The sequence below is a fragment of the Streptomyces sp. R33 genome, from assembly GCF_041200175.1.
Classification (GTDB): Bacteria; Actinomycetota; Actinomycetes; order Streptomycetales; family Streptomycetaceae; genus Streptomyces; species Streptomyces katrae_B.
In genome coordinates this window covers 6,862,581-6,878,607 of record NZ_CP165727.1, presented here as the reverse complement: position 1 = coordinate 6,878,607, position 16,027 = coordinate 6,862,581, and the positions used below count along the sequence as shown (strand labels likewise).

General features: G+C 73.2%; 15 protein-coding genes. 7 read left to right on the top strand and 8 right to left on the bottom strand.

Annotated elements, in window-relative coordinates:
• Nucleotides 1-142: 142 nt before the first annotated feature.
• The 5 genes from AB5J51_RS31665 (at nucleotide 143) to AB5J51_RS31645 (ending at nucleotide 3,623) form a co-directional block, all read left to right on the top strand.
• A complete protein-coding gene (locus AB5J51_RS31665; RefSeq protein WP_030298774.1) occupies nucleotides 143-415 on the top strand; it encodes a UBP-type zinc finger domain-containing protein in 273 nt (90 codons plus the stop codon).
• Complete coding sequence (locus AB5J51_RS31660; protein WP_133898579.1) at nucleotides 412-2,145, top strand: FAD-dependent oxidoreductase; 1,734 nt, start codon at nucleotides 412-414, stop codon at nucleotides 2,143-2,145. Before AB5J51_RS31665 ends, AB5J51_RS31660 begins: the two co-directional genes overlap by 4 nt.
• A 68-nt stretch (nucleotides 2,146-2,213) precedes the next feature.
• Nucleotides 2,214-2,714, top strand: a complete 501-nt coding sequence (locus AB5J51_RS31655) for a hypothetical protein (RefSeq protein ID WP_053788931.1) — start codon at nucleotides 2,214-2,216, stop codon at nucleotides 2,712-2,714.
• Nucleotides 2,715-2,811: 97 nt separating this feature from the next.
• Nucleotides 2,812-3,147: a putative quinol monooxygenase gene (locus AB5J51_RS31650; RefSeq protein WP_324616751.1), complete on the top strand. Its 336-nt coding sequence runs from the start codon at nucleotides 2,812-2,814 to the stop codon at nucleotides 3,145-3,147.
• Entirely contained in the window at nucleotides 3,144-3,623 is a 480-nt protein-coding gene (locus tag AB5J51_RS31645; protein WP_369779176.1) for a group II truncated hemoglobin, read from the top strand. The genes AB5J51_RS31650 and AB5J51_RS31645 overlap by 4 nt, the downstream gene beginning before the upstream one ends.
• A 52-nt stretch (nucleotides 3,624-3,675) precedes the next feature.
• Here the strand turns inward: AB5J51_RS31645 and AB5J51_RS31640 are convergent, their stop codons facing one another.
• The 5 genes from AB5J51_RS31640 to rpe all read right to left on the bottom strand — a co-directional run bounded on the left by AB5J51_RS31640 (nucleotide 3,676) and on the right by rpe (nucleotide 6,725).
• On the bottom strand, nucleotides 3,676-4,050 hold the full coding sequence (locus AB5J51_RS31640; protein WP_053788930.1) for a barstar family protein: 375 nt from the start codon (nucleotides 4,048-4,050) through the stop codon (nucleotides 3,676-3,678).
• Complete coding sequence (locus AB5J51_RS31635) at nucleotides 4,047-4,493, bottom strand: ribonuclease domain-containing protein (protein ID WP_369779175.1); 447 nt, start codon at nucleotides 4,491-4,493, stop codon at nucleotides 4,047-4,049. Before AB5J51_RS31635 ends, AB5J51_RS31640 begins: the two co-directional genes overlap by 4 nt.
• A gap of 70 nt (nucleotides 4,494-4,563) precedes the next feature.
• Complete coding sequence (locus AB5J51_RS31630) at nucleotides 4,564-4,785, bottom strand: CarD family transcriptional regulator (protein ID WP_053788968.1); 222 nt, start codon at nucleotides 4,783-4,785, stop codon at nucleotides 4,564-4,566.
• Between the two features lie 115 nt (nucleotides 4,786-4,900).
• The gene (locus AB5J51_RS31625; RefSeq protein ID WP_199828124.1) at nucleotides 4,901-5,947 is read right to left on the bottom strand and encodes a sugar-binding transcriptional regulator; all 1,047 of its coding nucleotides are present in this window, start codon (nucleotides 5,945-5,947) and stop codon (nucleotides 4,901-4,903) included.
• Nucleotides 5,948-6,038: 91 nt separating this feature from the next.
• Nucleotides 6,039-6,725, bottom strand: a complete 687-nt coding sequence (gene rpe / locus AB5J51_RS31620) for a ribulose-phosphate 3-epimerase (RefSeq protein WP_053788928.1) — start codon at nucleotides 6,723-6,725, stop codon at nucleotides 6,039-6,041.
• A 133-nt stretch (nucleotides 6,726-6,858) separates the two neighbouring features.
• Here rpe and AB5J51_RS31615 point away from each other — a divergent pair, with 133 nt between their 5' ends.
• Nucleotides 6,859-8,106 carry an MFS transporter gene (locus tag AB5J51_RS31615; protein ID WP_369779174.1) on the top strand — a complete coding sequence of 416 codons (1,248 nt, stop codon included), beginning with the start codon at nucleotides 6,859-6,861 and terminating at the stop codon, nucleotides 8,104-8,106.
• Nucleotides 8,107-10,263: 2,157 nt separating this feature from the next.
• On the opposite strand, the gene AB5J51_RS31610 is transcribed toward AB5J51_RS31615, so the two are convergent.
• A complete protein-coding gene (locus tag AB5J51_RS31610) occupies nucleotides 10,264-11,724 on the bottom strand; it encodes an RsmB/NOP family class I SAM-dependent RNA methyltransferase (protein WP_053786083.1) in 1,461 nt (486 codons plus the stop codon).
• A gap of 60 nt (nucleotides 11,725-11,784) precedes the next feature.
• Nucleotides 11,785-12,729 (bottom strand): methionyl-tRNA formyltransferase, encoded by a 945-nt coding sequence (gene fmt / locus AB5J51_RS31605; RefSeq protein WP_053786082.1) that lies wholly within the window; start codon nucleotides 12,727-12,729, stop codon nucleotides 11,785-11,787.
• A gap of 297 nt (nucleotides 12,730-13,026) precedes the next feature.
• Here fmt and AB5J51_RS31600 point away from each other — a divergent pair, with 297 nt between their 5' ends.
• Nucleotides 13,027-13,545 carry a hypothetical protein gene (locus AB5J51_RS31600; RefSeq protein ID WP_136224326.1) on the top strand — a complete coding sequence of 173 codons (519 nt, stop codon included), beginning with the start codon at nucleotides 13,027-13,029 and terminating at the stop codon, nucleotides 13,543-13,545.
• A 159-nt stretch (nucleotides 13,546-13,704) separates the two neighbouring features.
• On the opposite strand, the gene AB5J51_RS31595 is transcribed toward AB5J51_RS31600, so the two are convergent.
• Complete coding sequence (locus tag AB5J51_RS31595; protein WP_369779173.1) at nucleotides 13,705-15,825, bottom strand: primosomal protein N'; 2,121 nt, start codon at nucleotides 15,823-15,825, stop codon at nucleotides 13,705-13,707.
• Between the last annotated feature and the right edge of the window lie 202 nt (nucleotides 15,826-16,027).

The following is a 16,027-nucleotide window of genomic DNA, read 5'->3' as shown; positions in this document are numbered from 1 at the left end:
AGTCGCTGCCGGAGGTCATGAAGTAGCCCCGGGACTTCCTGACTTCGGCCGAATCAGTGAACCATTACCGGGGCACCGCCCTATGGTCTGGACGCTCCGTGAATCACGGGTGCGCGAAGGACCGAGGAGAGGGACGGGGACGATGACGACGGACCTGTTGTGCACACACATCGATCAGATACGTCCGGTGAAGCCAGGCACCGAGGGCTGCGAGGAGTGCCTCGCCCTCGGCGACACCTGGGTGCACCTGAGGATGTGCCTCAGCTGCGGGCACGTCGGATGCTGCGACTCCTCAAAGAACCGCCACGCCACCAAGCACTACCGCAGCAGCGAGCACCCCATCGCCGCGTCGCACGAGCCCGGTGAGACCTGGGCCTGGTGCTACGCCGACAAGCTGATGCTGGACGCGGCATGAGTGCGGCCCCGGAGAGCGCCACGGCCCACCCCGCCACCGCGGCCGCCGGGGCCGCGGCGGAGCGCGCGGAGAGCAGGAAGCCCGTCATCCTGGCCGTGGACGACGATCCGCAGGTACTGCGGGCCGTGCGCCGTGACCTGCGCAGCGCCTACGGCGACCGCTACCGGGTGCTCGGCGCCTCCTCCGCCGCCGACGCCCTCAAGATCCTGGACTCCCTCGACGAGCGCGGCCACGACCCGGCGCTGTTCCTCGTGGACCAGCGGATGCCCGACGTGACCGGCGTCGAGTTCCTCCTCGAGGCCGTCAGCCGCTTCCCCGACGCCCGCCGGGTCCTGCTCACGGCGTACGCGGAGACCGACGCGGCGATCACCGCCATCAACCGGGTCCGGCTGGACTACTACCTGCTCAAGCCGTGGGACCCGCCGCACGAACGGCTCTTCCCGGTCCTGGACGACCTGCTCTCCGACTGGCTGGCCACCTACCGCCCCGCGTACGACGGCATCATCGTCGCCGGCCACCTCGTCTCCCCCGGCACCCACGCCGTCCGGGACTTCTTCACCCGCAACGGCCAGCCGTTCCGCTTCCTCAACGTCGAGCGGGACCCGGAGGCCCTGACCCTGATCGCGGCCCAGCCCGACGCGGCGCTCCCCCTCGTCCGCTTCCCGGACGGGACGGTGCTCTCCGCGCCGTCCGACACCGCGCTCGCCCAGCGGCTGGGGCTGGCCACCACCGCCTCCCGCCCGCACTACGAGTGCGTCATCGTCGGCGCGGGCCCCGCGGGCCTGGCGGCCGGCGTGTACGCGGCTTCGGAGGGCCTCTCGACGCTGATGCTGGACTCCCGCGCCCCGGGCGGCCAGGCCGGCACCTCCAGCCTGATCGAGAACTACCTCGGCTTCCCCTCGGGCCTCTCCGGTGGCGACCTGACCCGAAGGGCCACCATCCAGGCCTCCCGCTTCGGCGCCGAGATCCTGCACCCGGTGGAGGTGGTCTCGCTGACCCGGGACGACCCGGCGAAGATCCTGGTCCTGGCCGACGGCACGGAGATCAGCGCCGAGACGGTGCTGCTGGCCACCGGGGTCTCGTACAACCGCCTGGAGGCCCCCGGCGCGGACCGCTTCGAGGGCGCCGGGCTCTACTACGGCGCGGCCACCACCGAGAGCTCGGCGTGCATCTCGCAGCACGTGTTCATCGTGGGCGGGGCGAACTCGGCCGGCCAGGCGGCGGTGCACTTCGCCAAGTACGCCGCCAAGGTGACCATCCTGGTCCGGGCGGAGTCCCTGGACGCGAGCATGTCCCGCTATCTGATCGACGAGATCGACCGCACCCCGAACATCGAGGTCAAGGTCCGTACGACGGTGGTCCGGCTGGACGGCGACGAGCACCTGGAGAAGCTGACCCTCCACGACTCGACGACGGGCGAGGACACGGAGGTCCCGGCCCGCTTCATGTTCACCTTCATCGGCGCCCGCCCGCACACCGACTGGCTGTCGGGCGTGGTCGAACGCGACGAGTACGGCTTCGTGCTCACCGGGTCCGACCTGATCGCGAACGGCGGCGAACTCCCGGCGGAGTGGAGCCTGGAGCGCGCCCCTTACCCGCTGGAGACCAGCGTCCCGGGCGTCTTCGCGGCCGGCGACGTCCGGGCCCACTCGGTCAAGCGCGTGGCGTCGGGCGTGGGCGAGGGCGCGATGGCGGTCTCGCTGATCCACCGCTACCGGTCGATGGGCTGAGGGCGCTGGGCTGAGAGCGAACGCGAATCGCTTGCGATCAAGCGGCTGCCGGATGCAACGTTGATTACATGATTACATCCGAGCAGAGCGAGCAGCTTCGCAAGTGGTTCGCGGACCGCCTTCCGGTGGACGTGTACGAGTCCCTGGTCGACGTGGCGGTCGACCGCGAGGAGATCACGGTCGTCGGAGCCATCCCGGCGACCGAGTCGGTCAAGGAGTTCCGCGAGCGCACCCGCGAGCAGCGCATCGAGGTCGCACGGGAGGCGGAGGAGCTCTACCGCCGCAAGGTCGCCTGGGCCGTCCAGTCCGGCGACGACCGCGTCCTGTTCACGCACCTGGCGGTCCCGGTGATGACGCGCCTGCGCCAGCCGGAGCGCCAGGTCCTCGACACCCTGGTCGCGGGCGGCGTCGCCCGCAGCCGGGCCGACGCCCTCGCCTGGTGCGTCCGCCTCGTCGGCCGCAACACGGACGAGTGGCTGACCGAACTGCGCGACTCGCTGGCGAAGGTCCAGCAGGTCCGCGCGGCCGGCCCCGACGTCCCGGACTCCCAGAAGTCTGAGTCGGAATGACGAAAGTCCTCCCCACCCGGGCATGATCACGCAAGTCTGACAGCGAGCCGGCCGGCAACCGGCATCAGGCACCCGATCACAGGGAGAGGCACGTCCCATGACCACCACCGTCGAATACATCCGCTACCGGATCGCATTGGACGACCAGCAGGCCTTCGAGGACTCGTACCGCCAGGCCGCTGAGGCCCTGGCCGCGTCACCCGAGTGCATCGACTACGAGCTGGCCCGCTGCGAGGAGGAGAACGACCGGGAGCACTACATCCTCCGCATCCGCTGGACGTCGGTCGACGCCCACCTCAACGGATTCCGCAAGGGCGAGCACTTCCCGGCGTTCTTCAGCGCGATCCGCCCGTACGTGAAGGCCATCGAGGAGATGCAGCACTACCGCGTCACCGACGTGGCCGGCCCCGGAAAGGCCGCACCCCAGTCATGAGCACCACACCCGGCACCACTCCCACCATCTACGAGTGGATGGGCGGAGCGGAGGCGATGAACCGCCTCACGGACGCCTTCTACGCGCACGCCCTGCAGGACGAGATCCTGGCCCCCGTCTTCGCGGGCATGGACTCCGAGCACCCCCAGCACGTCGCCGTCTGGCTGTCGGAGGTCTTCGGCGGCCCGGCGCAGTACACGGCCCACCACGGCGGCCACCAGCACATGGCCACCAAGCACCTGGGCCGCGGCATCACCGAGAAGCAGCGCCGCCGCTGGGTGGACCTGCTGATGGACACGGCCGACGAGGTCGGCCTGCCGACGGACCCCGAGTTCCGAGCGGTGTTCGCGTACTACATCGAGTGGGGCACCCGCATGGCCCTGATCTACTCGGGCCTCAACCCCCCACCGGTGGACGCGGCGAAGATCCCGGTCTGGTCCTGGGGCCAGACACCCCCGTGGATCCCGAAGGGTTAGTGCCCCGTGGGGGCGGAGGCCGAGCCTCCGCCCCCACCGTCGTATCCGGTCCTCACCCGGCGGGCGGCGGCTCGGCCAGAAGCACGGCCAACGCCCCGTCCTCCGCGTCGCGCCAGTACTCCACCGCCCCCTCGAGAACCTCCTGCAGCGTCTCCCAGTCCCCCGGCCGCGCCCCCGCGTACGAGGACCACGACGTCACCACCACCAGCCGCCCCGGCACCTGCGGCAGCCACGACAAGTCGATCAGCGCATCGGCCAACGCATCCCAGTTCCCGCCGAACCACGCCGGCACGGCCAACGCCGCTCCCCACCGCCGCATCAGCTCGGCCTTGCTGCGTACGCCGGCCAGGTCCACCCGGAGGGTCGTCCAGCCCGCCTTCTCGGCGGCGGCCACCGCCGGGGCGGGCGGCTGCGGGTCCAGGGTCATCGCAGAACCGCCTTGAACGTGTCGTAGTGGTCGTCCGTGTAGAAGAACTCCCCGCCCTCACCGGTCACGATCCGCCGGGCCCCGCGGTCGCGCTCGCCCGGTGTCTTCACCGTGAACTCGTGGTAGTAGCCGCGCTTCTGCTTCGGCAGGACCTTCTCGAAGTTCCCGAAGACGGTCCCGTCCTGCCGGTACGGATAGGGGCCGCCCTTGTCGATGAGCACGAGCACGTCCCGCGCCTGCGAAGGCAGCGCATCGGCCCGTACGGTGGCCATCCCCTTGGCCCACACGGGCGCAGCGGCATCAGCCCCCGAACTCACCCCGGCCGCGGCGGACGGCGCGGCCTTCTCCCCACCGCACCCCGCCACGCCGACCAGCGCGACGCAAAGGAACACCGCCCCCACGACGCAACGCAGCAACGACCGGGGCACGTCCCTGAAGATCATGCACCGATCGTGCCAAATATCCGATTCGCTCGCGAATCGCGTGGTAACGGTCTCCGCGACGGCGGCACCCTCAGAGTGCGGCCATCTTGGTGTAAGGGCTCAGAATTCTCTTCTGGACCGACCCGAAGTCGACCAGGACAGCGATCCCCTCCTCGATACCGACGACACGGCCGAGGCCGTGCTCATCGTGAGAGACCCGGTCGCCGACGCTGAACTGCCGGAGCGGCGGTTCCACGGGGGCCTTGAACGGGCTGGACGGCAAATGGCGGCGAGGTACTGCTGACTTTGTCATTGGGACCAGTATGCGCCCCACAGGCCGCCGCACGGGCCGCTGTACGGATCTCAATTCCGGCACCATCCGCCTCACGGCGTCCCACGACGCCCGCCGCAGGACCCGCCGGCCCGGATCAGTCGTCCGGGTCGGCCCGCTCCAGCGCCGGCCGCAGCCCCGGGGCCGACTCGGTGAGCAGGTAGTCCGCGACCGCCGTGTCCGTGACCAGGCTGGTCACCAGGCCGGACCGGAGCACCGCCCCGATCGCGGAGGCCTTGCGCAGCCCGCCCGCGATCGCCACGACCTCGGGGATCCGGCGCAGCCGGTCCGCCTCGACGGTGATGCAGCGCTCGCCCAGGTCCCGTCCGACGCGCCGACCCTCGGAGTCGAACAGGTGGGCGGACATTTCGGCGGCGACACCCAGCGAGGCGTAGTGCGCCCGCTCCTCGTCCGTGAGCATGTCGTGGACGGTCGAGATGCCCGGCTCCCAGGACCCGATCGAGACCGCCGCGACGGTCACCTTGTCGAAGTACTCGAAGGCCCGGGCGATCCCCGTCTGGTTCCGCAGCGCGGCCGCGGTCGCCGGGTCGGGGAGCAGCATCGGCGCGTAGATCGGGTGCGCGTCGCCGCCCGAGACCTGGGCGGCGCGCCGTACGGCCTCCACGGACCCTCGCTCGGCCGTACCGGCGTCGTACACGCCCGTCAGCTGCACCACGGTGCACTGCGGGAGCCGGTGCAGGGAGGCGGCCATGTGGATGGTCGACCGCCCCCAGGCCAGGCCCAGTACGTCGCCCTCGTTGACCAGCTCGCCGAGCAGGTCGGCGGCGACCGCGCCCAGGTTCTCCGGATCCGGCGCGTCCTCGGTCGCATCGGCCGGGGACTCGACCACCACGGCGTGCCGGAGCCCGTACCGGGCACGCAACGCGTCGGACCGCTCCGCATCGAGCTCGGCCGGCACCCGGATCTCGATCCGTACGAGGTCGCGCTCCAGGGCGGTCTCCAGGACCCGGGCCACCTTGAAGCGGCTCACGCCGAACTCCTCGGCGATCTGGATCTTGGACTTGCCCTCCAGGTAGAAGCGGCGCGCCATGGCCGCCGCCTGCACCAGCTCCGCGGGTCCCATCCGCAGGGCTGACCGTCCCGCCGACATTGCAGACACCGCGTTCTCCTCACTGCTGTTCACACTCTCGACTCGCCGTTCATCCTGTCAGATCCGGCGGCCGTTGATCAGCCTGGACAGCTTCCGTTCACCGAGCTGTTCACCAACCCTTGTCTCAGTGGTCGCAGGCCCAGGGCGCCGCGGCGATCGCGACGTTCGCCTGCTCCCGCAGGGTACGCACGGCGGCGGCGGGGTCGACCGCCCCGTAGACCGCGCTCCCCGCGACGAACACGTCGGCGCCGGCCTCGGCACACCGCTCGATCGTCGAGGCCGAAACCCCGCCGTCGACCTGGAGCCACAGCTCCAGGCCGTGCTTGGCGATCAGCTCCCGGGTACGGCGGATCTTGGGGAGCATGATGTCGAGAAAGGGCTGGCCGCCGAAGCCCGGCTCGACCGTCATGATCAGCAGCATGTCGAGCTCGGGGAGGATGTCCTCGTACTGCTCGATCGGCGTGGCGGGCTTGAGCGCCATCGACGCCCTCGCCCCCTTGGCCCGGATCTCCCGGGCGAGCCTCACGGGCGCGGCGGCGGCCTCGGCGTGGAAGGTGACCGACCCGGCTCCGGCCTCGACGTACTGCGGGGCCCAGCGGTCCGGGTCCTCGATCATCAGGTGCAGGTCCAGCGGGATGTCCGTGGCGCGGCTCAGGGACTCCACGACGGGCATACCGAGGGTGAGGTTGGGGACGAAGTGGTTGTCCATGACGTCGACATGCAGCCAGTCGGCCCCTTCCACGGCCTTCACCTCGTCGGCGAGGCGCGCGAAGTCGGCGGACAGGATGCTGGGATAAATCTGAGCGGCCATGCCCCAAGCCTGCCATGCCTCCGCGCAGTTCCGGCCACGACCCCGGAACTCGAGACGGACGTAGCGACGCTTAACAAATTCCGGAGAACAATTAACTTGTCCTTAGAGATCGTCTTCCGGCACGGTTCTCCGCATGACACCCGCCACCGAGACCGAGACCGGGCCCGGGACCGCCGACCCCTCGCCCTGGCGCACGAAGGACTTCCGCACCCTCTTCTCCGCCACCACACTCAGCCAGCTCGGCACCAACACCGGCCACGTCGCCGTCCCGCTGCTCGCCCTCACCGCCCTCGACGCCACCGCCGGCCAGGTCGGCACCCTCGCCGCGCTGTCCACCACCGCGTTCCTCCTCATCGGGCTGCCGGCCGGAGCCTGGGTGGACCGCCTGCGCACCCGCCGGGTCCTGATCGCCGCGGACCTCGCCCGCTCGGCACTGTTCGCCTCCCTCCCCGTCGCCTGGTGGCTGGACCTGCTCACGCTCACGCAGCTGTACGCGGTCGTGCTGCTCGGCGGCTGCGCCACCGTCTTCTCGGAGGTCGGCGCACAGAGCGTGCTGCCCCGGCTGATCGGCCGCGCGGGGCTGGTCCGGGCCAACGCGGCCGTCGTCACCCTGATGGCCGCCGCCAACATCGCCGGCCGCGGGGCGGGCGGAGCCCTGGTCGCCGCCCTCTCGGCACCCCTCGCGCTGGCTTTCGCCTCGGCCGCGTACCTCGCCTCCGCGCTCCGCCTGACCCGCATAGACCCCGCCCCGGCCCCGCAGACCTGCGACCGGACACCGCTGCGGGCCCAGATCCGGGAGGGGCTGCTGCACGTACTGGGCCACCCCGAGCTGCGGGCCCTGGCACTCAACGCCGCCCTGAGCAACCTGGGCGGCGCGATCATCAACACCATGCTGCCGGTGCTGTTCGTACGGGAGCTCGGGCTGTCCCCGGCCACCCTCGGCCTCTTCTGGGCCACGGGCGGCGTGGGGCTGCTCCTGGGGGCCCGGCTGGCCCGGCCGTTCGCGGCCCGCGTGGGCTACGGCCGCGCACTGGTCCTGAGCCTGACCCCGGCGACCCTGCTGGTACCACTGCTGGACCGTGGGGTCTGGCTCTGGGTGGCGGGCGCGGGGTGGCTGCTGGCCATGATGAAGATCGGCTCGAACAACGTCCTGGGCGTCAGCCTCCGCCAGCACCTGACCCCGCACGCCCTGCTGGGCCGCATGAACGCCACGTTCCGCTTCATGCTGACCGGCGCCCTGGCCCTGGGCGCAGCCCTGTCGGGCCTCCTGACGGACCTCACGACCCTCCACACCACCCTCTGGACGGGAGCCACGATCATGGCCCTGGCCTGGCTCCCCCTGTCCCTGTCGCCGATCAGGGGGCGGGTGGAAGGGGTGTGAGGGGGGCGCGGGGCGCGGGGCGGGGGCGTGGGGGGCCGGGGGCGCGGGACGGGCGGGAGACGGCCGGCCGGGGGCGGGGCCGGGCTGGCGCCGCCCCGTCGGGGGCGGACACGCCGGGCAGGGAACAACGGACGGGAGCCACACACGCGGCGCCGACCCAGACATCGGGGGCGGGGCTTTGGCGGGGTCTGTGTGAGCGGCGTCGGTGAGGCCGGTCGGGAGGTCGGGGCGGGTCTGCGTGTTCGGGGTCGAGACAGTGGATCGGGGGCCGGGGCGAGGTCCGTGTGCTCGGCGTCAGGACAGTGGATCGGGGGCCAGGGGCGAAGTCCGCGCCCCCGGCATCAGGACAGCGGATCGGAGGCCAGGGGCGAAGTCCGCGCCCCCGGCATCAAGACAGCGGATCGGAGGCCAGGGGGCGGGGTTCGCGAACTCGGCGTCGGTGTGTGTCCGGGGGCGTCCCGTCAGTCCACTGTCCTTCCGTGTCGTGCCGGCCCGTCAAGGGCGCTCCTTCGTCGCGTCGCTTCGCGATGGCCTTCGGCCACCCTTGACCGACCGACCCGCCCCGGAATGCCATAAGACTGCCGGGAAGCCCCCGAAGGAATGGCCGGGAGTTCATGTTCCGATGAGGGCCCATCAGAGATGCCGAGCAGGGGCCCCTGTCCATCCGGAGTCAGTCCCCAGGACCACGGAGGTGGACCAGGATGGGGCCCGGGGGAGGCCACAGTCCCCTGAAGGGCCCACAGACACCCGTCCCGGACCCGGGCAGGGTCAACCTGCACCAGACAGCGGCCAGATGACCACGCCGGCAGGCATCGGCCCGCAGGCGCCCCCAGATCGCTACGCGCTCCTCATCTCTCGGCGTCCGACGGCCGTCTGGGGCTGGACATAGGCCGCCCAGACGCCTCCGTGGCCGGGTTTTCGGGCGTCTGCGAGCCGTTCGGGGCGAAAAGCGGGCCAGACGGAGTCTGATGGCGGATTTCTCAACCTCTCACTCCGACAAGCGCCCCTTCACGTCTCAACCGGTCGCCAAAACGGGACAAACGACCCGCAGGCGCTTCCCGGGCCGGCCTGTGCCGGTCGTGGGCGGCCTATGTCCAGCCCCGGACGGCCGTCGGACGCCGTGCAGAGAGGGGCGCGTAGCGATTTGGGGCGTCCACGGCCCGACCGGCACCGCAGCGTCATCTCTTCGCTGTCTGGTGCAGGTTGACCCTGCCCGGGTGCGGAAAGTGCTTCCTATGGGCCCTTCAGAGGACCTTGGCCTCCCCGCAGGCCCGGCACCGGCCTGGATCGGTGGTCCTGGTGGCCTGGGTGCGGATGGACAGGGGCCGCCGGTCAGGATCTCTGATCGGGGCTGGTCGGAATCCGAACCCCCCGGCCATCCTTCGGGGGCGTCCCGGCAGTCTGTTGGCATTCCGGGGCGGGTCGGTCGGTCAAGGGTGGCCGAAGGCCATCGCGAAGCGACGCGACGACGAAGGAGGAGCGCCCTTGAGGGACCGGCACGACACGGAAGGACAGTGGACTGCCGGGACGCCCCCGTACCCACACCGACACCGAGTCGGCAGACCCCGCCCCCTGGCCCCCGATCCACTGTCCTGATGCCGAGGGCGCGAACCCCGCCCCTGGCCCCCGATCCACTGTGTCCCGACCCCGAGCGCACAGACCCCGCCCCCAGCATCCCGGCAGACGTCACCGACCCCGCTCACACAGACCCCGCCCCCCGGCCTCCCGATCCACCCTCCCGACGCCGAGCACACCGACCCCGCCCGAGGTTCCCGACCGACCTCACCGACGCCGAGCACACCGACCCCGACGTCAACCGGTTCTGCGGCGCCCTGCTGGGCGGCGACCTCCTCGCCCCCGAACGGCTCGCCCAGATGCGCACCACCGTCCCCGCCGGGTACCTCGGCCGCGGCGCCCCTACGGGCTGGGCCTGGTCAGCAGGCCGCTGTCCTGCGACGGCGTGCACTGGGGCCACGGCGGCGACATACCGGGGTACGAGACCCGTGGGGGCGCCACTGAAGGCGGCCGCGCCGTCTCCGTCGCCGTGACCGTCATGCGAAGGACGAGGCGGCCGCCCACCGGGTGGAGGCCGTGGTGGACAAGGCCTTCTGCCGCTGACCGGGGCAGCGCCCCGGCCCGCACCGTTAGCCCGTACGCCTAACCCGTACGCCGGATCAGTGCCAGGTACATCGCGTCCGTGCCGTGCAGGTGCGGCCACAGCTGGACGTCCGGGCCGTCGCCCAGGGCCGGGACGCCCGCCATGTACGGCCTGGCGTCGATCAGTTCGGCCATGACCGGCGAGGCGCCCGCGCCGCGGCCGCGCAGGACGTCGTCCACCACGACCCGGGTCTCGGCCAGGTGCGGGGAGCACGTCGCGTAGCCCACCACGCCGCCCACCCGGACGGCGGACAGCGCCTCCCGCAGCAGCGCGCGCTGCAGCGGGGCGAACCCCTCCAGGTCCTCGGGGCGGCGCCGCCACCGCGCCTCCGGGCGACGGCGCAGCGCGCCCAGGCCGGAGCACGGGACGTCCATCAGGACCCGGTCGAAGGAGCCCGGCCGCCACGGCGGCCGGGTGCCGTCCGCCGCGATGACCTGGTACGGGCCGGGGTTGCCGGCCAGGGCGCGCTCCACGAGCCTGGCCCGGTGCGGCTGCTTCTCGGAGGCGAGCAGGAACGCCCCGCGCTGCGCCGCCAGGGCCGCCAGCAGGGCCGCCTTGCCGCCGGGGCCCGCGCAGCCGTCCAGCCAGCGCTCGTCGCTGCCTTCGACCGGCGCGGCCGCGAGGGCCATCGCCACCAGCTGGCTGCCCTCGTCCTGGACACCGGCGCGTCCTTCGCGGACCGCCTCCAGTGCTCCGGGCTCGCCGCCCTCGGCCATCCGGACGGCGTACGGCGACCAGCGCCCCGGCAGGGCCGAATCCTCGCCGACCGCCTCCACCAGCTCGTCCGTCGTGGACCGCCCGGGCCGCGCCACCAGCGTGACCTCGGGCCGTTCGTTGTCGGCTTCGAGCAGGTCCTCGATGCCGGCCCGGCCGCCGCCGAGGGCGTCCCACAGGGCGCTGACGACCCACCTCGGGTGCGAGTGGTACACCGCGAGGTGCTCCTCGGCGTCTTCCTCGTACGGCGGGGCCACCCGCTCGAGCCAGCCGTCCAGGTCGTGCGCGGCGATCTTGCGGAGCACGGCGTTCACGAACTTGGCGCGCCCGTCACCGAGCACCACCCGGGCCAGCTCCACGCTCGCCGACACCGCAGCGTGCGTGGGGATCCGGGTCCCCAGCAGCTGGTGGGCACCGAGCGAGAGCACGTCGAGCACCGGCGGGTCCACCTCCCGCAGCGGCCGGTCGATGCAGGCCTTGATGACCGCGTCGTACGTGCCCTGCCGGCGCAGCGTCCCGTACACCAGCTCGGTGGCCAGCGCCGCGTCCCGCGCCTCGAAGCCCTCCGTCTGGCGGGCCTTGCGCAGCAGCGGGGGCAGGACGAGGTTGGCGTACGCGTCGCGCTCGTCCACCGCCCGCAGCGCCTCGAAGGCCAGCAGCCGGACGGGGTCCTTCTTGGGGCGGCGGTACGGCTTGGCCTGCCGCTGGCCTGCGGCGCTGCGCGGGGGACGGGACTGATCGCTCACGTGAAAGGTGCTCCGGGTTTACGGGGTGTACGAGATGCAGCAGAAATCTTCGGGTACGGATCAGCCTACGTCCGTGCCGCCGACACGCTCACCGGGAGCGATCCGCACGCCGCGCGCCCAGTCGGCGCCGCGCATCGGCTTCTTGCCCTGGGGCTGCACCCAGAGCAGCTCGACGGCGTGCGAGCCGGTGCCGACGTACACGTTGTTCTTGGCCGGGGCGAGCTCGCCGGGCGCCAGGTCCGTGCGGTCGGCGACCAGGCCGACGGAGATCAGCTTGAGCCGCTCCCCGCGGAAGACGGTCCACGCGCCGGGCGCGGGCGTGCAGCCGCGCACCACGCGGTCGGCGCGCATCGCCGGGGCCTTCCAGTCGATCCGGGCGTCCTCGACGGTGATCTTGGGGGCGAGCGAGATCCCGTCGGCGGGCTGCCCGACGGCGCGCAGGGTGCCGTCCTCGATGCCGTCCATCGTGGCGGCCAGCAGCCCGGCGCCTGCGAAGGCGAGGCGGGTCAGCAGGTCTCCGCTGGTGTCGGTGGGCCGGATCTCCTCGGTCAGGTGCCCGTAGACGGGGCCGGAGTCCAAGCCCTCCTCGATGAGGAAGGTGGAGGCGCCGGTGACCTGGTCCCCCGCCATGATCGAGTGCTGTACGGGCGCGGCTCCGCGCCAGGCGGGCAGCAGCGAGAAGTGCAGGTTGACCCAGCCGTGGCGGGGGATCTCGATGGCGCTCTTGGGGATCAGCGCGCCGTACGCGACGACCGGGCAGCAGTCCGGGTCGATCTCGCGCAGCCGGGCCTGGAATTCCGGGTCCCGGGGCCGGACCGGCTTGAGGACCTCGATGCCGGCCTCCTCGGCGCGCTCGGCGACCGGGCTGGCGATGAGCCGGCGGCCGCGGCCGGCCGGTGCGTCGGGCCGGGTGACGACGGCGGCGACCTCGTGGCGCCCGGAGGCGATCAGGGCGTCCAGGGCGGGCACGGCGACCTCGGGGGTGCCTGCGAAGACGAGCTTCACTGGGGTCCTACCTCGCTATCTCGGCTGTCAGCAGCGCACCAGTCTATGTTCCCGGTGCCGTTGGGGGTGCCCGGCCCGATCGGCGGGTGCCCCCGGGGCCCGTTCAGGGGTCCCGGACGCCTCGTCAGGGGGCGTGGGCACACACGCGCGCCTCTCGCATATGCCGACACGCCCCTGGTGCGTGACTTCCGTGCCGTATGACGCGTTGGTCAAGAGAGATTGACCGAAACCGGGCCGCGATGAGAACGGTGTCTGCGGCCCGATCCGCTCTTCAGCACCGGTTCGAGAGGCTTCTTCATGGCCGACCACGCCACCCACGACGCCCAAGCACGGGCCAGCCTGCATCTCCTGGTGCGGGACATCGAGCGGGTTCGCCGGCAGGTGGATGCTCTGCGTACGCTCACCGCCCAGCTCGGCAACGTGTACCGCCCGCGCCGCTCCGGGCCCTCGACGGGCTTCGTCGTCTATGGCCGGGCCCCCGCGCCCACCGTCCGTCTCGCGCAGGAGCTGCGGGACAGCGTCGAGACGCTGGTGACCGCAGCGGTGGACTTCGACCGCTCGCTCGGCTTCTCGTGGGACGCGGTGGGTTCCGCGCTCGGCGTCACCAAGCAGGCCGTGCACCGGCGGTACGGGGCCCGGCGGGCCCAGGCCGCGGAGTCCGCGGAGCCGCCGGCCGAGGGCACGACCACCCGGACCCTGGGGCCGCTGCCCACGGTCCCGGCGGCCCGCTCGGTCCCGCCGCAGCCGGTGCGCGAGGAGTCCCAGCCCGCGGCCGCGGCCCGCTCCGGTGCCTTCCCGGGGCCCCGCAACGGCTGACCCGGCACGGCCGGACCGCCACGGCTGAACCTCGCCGGCCGCCGGGACGCCGACCTCCGACGGCCGGCCGGCCTGACGCCGTACCCGCATCCCGCCCCCGGCGGGGACGACCCCCACGGTCGTCCCCGCCGGGGGCGTTCGGCTGCGGCCCGGCACCCCCTAGCCGATGTCCGGCGGGTCGATCCGGACCCGGACCGCCTCCGACGCCGGGACTCCGCGCGCCAGCCGGGCCGCCTGCGCCGACTTCAGGGCGGCCGCCAGCGCCGCCCCGCTGCCGGGCGGGACGCGGACCAGGGCCCGGTCCCCGGGCGACGGCTCCCCGCGCCGGCCCGGCACCGGGACCGGGCCCAGCACCTCCGCGTCCGGCGGCAGCCCGGCTCCGGCCAGGAAGGCCTCCACCGCCTCGCCGCGCCCGGCGACGGCCGCCATCCGGGACACCGGCGGGAAGCCCAGCTGGGCCCGCTCCGCGAGCTCCCGTACGGCATGGCCCACCGGATCCCACCGCACGAGGGCCTGGACCGGCCGCAGCGTCGGCTCGGCGACCACCACCACCTGCCCCTCCCCCCGGACCAGCGAGGCGGCCGCGATCCACCGGCGCAGCGCGTCCTCCCCGGCCCGTAGGTCGGGCCGGGTCAGCATCGCCCAGCCGTCCAGCAGCAGGGCCGCCGCGTACCCGGCGCCCGCCGCGACGGGCTCGGCGCCGGGCGTGCACACCACCAGCGCGGGCCGGTCGGGCACCTCGTCCAGGACGTGGTCGCGGCCGGACGTGCGCACGGGCACGGCCGGGAAGGCCCGCCCGAGCTCCTCGGCGGTCCGCCGGGAGCCGACCACCTGGGCGCGCAGCCGGAACGATCCGCACTCCTCGCAGTGCCAGGCGCTCTCCTGCCGGCCGCACCAGCCGCAGTGCAGGTCCCGCGCGTCCGGAGCCTCCAGCGGCCCGGCGCACACCTTGCAGCGGGCGGGGGTGCGGCAGCGCTCGCACGCCAGCCTCGGCGCATAGCCGCGCCGGGGCACCTGGACGAGCACGGGCCCGGACTTCAGCCCCTCCCGTACGGTCTCCCAGGCCAGGCTCGGCAGCCGGGCGGCGCGGGCCGCCTCGTCGCGGGCCAGCAGTTCGTCGCCCACGGTCCGGATCCGGGGCGCGCAGGCCCGTACCGTCTCCCGGTCGGCGACGAGCGGCCGCGCCCAGCCCGTCTCGACCAGCTGGGCGGCCTCCACGGTGCAGCTCGTGCTCCCGGCCAGGAACCCGCAGCCGTCGCCGACGGCCCGCAGCTCGAGCACTTCCCGTACGTGCGGGAAGGGCGCGTTGTCGTCGCTGTGGCTGGAGTCGCCGTCGTCCCAGACGGCGACCAGCCCGAGGTCCCGTACGGGCGCGAACATCGCGGCCCGGGTGCCGATGACGGCCCGTACCGAGCCGCGGTGCACGGCGAGCCACTGGCGGTAGCGCTTCTCGGGGCCCGATTCGGCGGTGAGCAGCGCGTGCCGCCCCTCGCCGAGCAGGGCGGTCAGCGCCGCGTCGACCCGGGCTGCGGTGCGCCCGTCGGGCAGGACGGCGAGGGCGCCGCGGCCGGAGGCGAGGGTGGCGGCCATGGCCCGGGCCAGCTCGTCGGCCCAGCCGGGGCCGGGCAGCGCGGTCCAGACGGCGCGCGGGGCGCCGCCGGTGGCGAGGGCCCGCAGGAAGGCGGGGCCGGAGCCGTACCGCGCCCAGCCGCCCGGTTCGGGCGCGGCGGGCGGGGGCAGCGGCTCGGGTGAGGGTTTGGCTTCGGCGCGCGCGTTGCGCGGGGGCAGGGCGAGCTGGAGTACGTCGGCCAGGCTGCCGGCGTACCGGTCGGCGACGGCCCGGGCCAGGGCCAGCATGCCCGGGGTGAGGACGACCTCGGGCGAGACGACGTGGGCGAGGGCGGCCAGTGCACCGTTGTAGTCGGATTCGGCGCGGCGCTCGACGATGAACCCGTCGATGAGGCCGCCGCCCTCACGGCGGCCGCCGTGCACCTGGTGGGAGCCGGCCCCGAAGCGGACCCGGACGCGGACTCCGGGCTGTGCCGCCTCGGAGAGCTCCTCGGGGACGGCGTAGTCCCAGAGCTGGTCGAGGTGGAGGACGCCCTTGTTGACGAGGATCCGGGCGACCGGCAGCTCCTTGGCGAGGGCGGCGCCCCGCCAGGTGCGCGGCTTGGCCTTGGGGGCCTTGGCCTTCGCCTCGGCGACCATCTCCCGTATCAGCGCGAGCTGCTCGGGCGGGCCGCCCGCCTCGGTTTCGCTCTCGCCGTTGTCCCTGCTCACAGCAGCATTCTTACCAAATGCCACCGACAGTGGGTGCCCTCCCGAGATCTGGGCGGGCGGCGGCGGGTGGAACCGTCCTTCAACGCCGGGCTCGTGCCCGGCTCCAGATGAAGCCGTCACCCCGCGCACCGGGAGGGCGTGTGCAGCATAGGCACCGGGGCGCCGGACGATCAACGCAATACGGCCCCGGACCAGCGGGGGT

What these genes read in the sequence shown, in the direction of transcription:
- AB5J51_RS31665 (WP_030298774.1), top strand. Translation starts at nt 143, where the DNA reads ATGACGACGGACCTGTTGTGCACACACATCGATCAGATACGTCCGGTG.
- AB5J51_RS31660 (WP_133898579.1), top strand. Translation starts at nt 412, where the DNA reads ATGAGTGCGGCCCCGGAGAGCGCCACGGCCCACCCCGCCACCGCGGCC.
- AB5J51_RS31655 (WP_053788931.1), top strand. Translation starts at nt 2,214, where the DNA reads ATGATTACATCCGAGCAGAGCGAGCAGCTTCGCAAGTGGTTCGCGGAC.
- AB5J51_RS31650 (WP_324616751.1), top strand. Translation starts at nt 2,812, where the DNA reads ATGACCACCACCGTCGAATACATCCGCTACCGGATCGCATTGGACGAC.
- AB5J51_RS31645 (WP_369779176.1), top strand. Translation starts at nt 3,144, where the DNA reads ATGAGCACCACACCCGGCACCACTCCCACCATCTACGAGTGGATGGGC.
- AB5J51_RS31640 (WP_053788930.1), bottom strand. Translation starts at nt 4,050, where the DNA reads ATGACCCTGGACCCGCAGCCGCCCGCCCCGGCGGTGGCCGCCGCCGAG.
- AB5J51_RS31635 (WP_369779175.1), bottom strand. Translation starts at nt 4,493, where the DNA reads ATGATCTTCAGGGACGTGCCCCGGTCGTTGCTGCGTTGCGTCGTGGGG.
- AB5J51_RS31630 (WP_053788968.1), bottom strand. Translation starts at nt 4,785, where the DNA reads ATGACAAAGTCAGCAGTACCTCGCCGCCATTTGCCGTCCAGCCCGTTC.
- rpe (WP_053788928.1), bottom strand. Translation starts at nt 6,725, where the DNA reads ATGGCCGCTCAGATTTATCCCAGCATCCTGTCCGCCGACTTCGCGCGC.
- AB5J51_RS31615 (WP_369779174.1), top strand. Translation starts at nt 6,859, where the DNA reads ATGACACCCGCCACCGAGACCGAGACCGGGCCCGGGACCGCCGACCCC.
- AB5J51_RS31600 (WP_136224326.1), top strand. Translation starts at nt 13,027, where the DNA reads ATGGCCGACCACGCCACCCACGACGCCCAAGCACGGGCCAGCCTGCAT.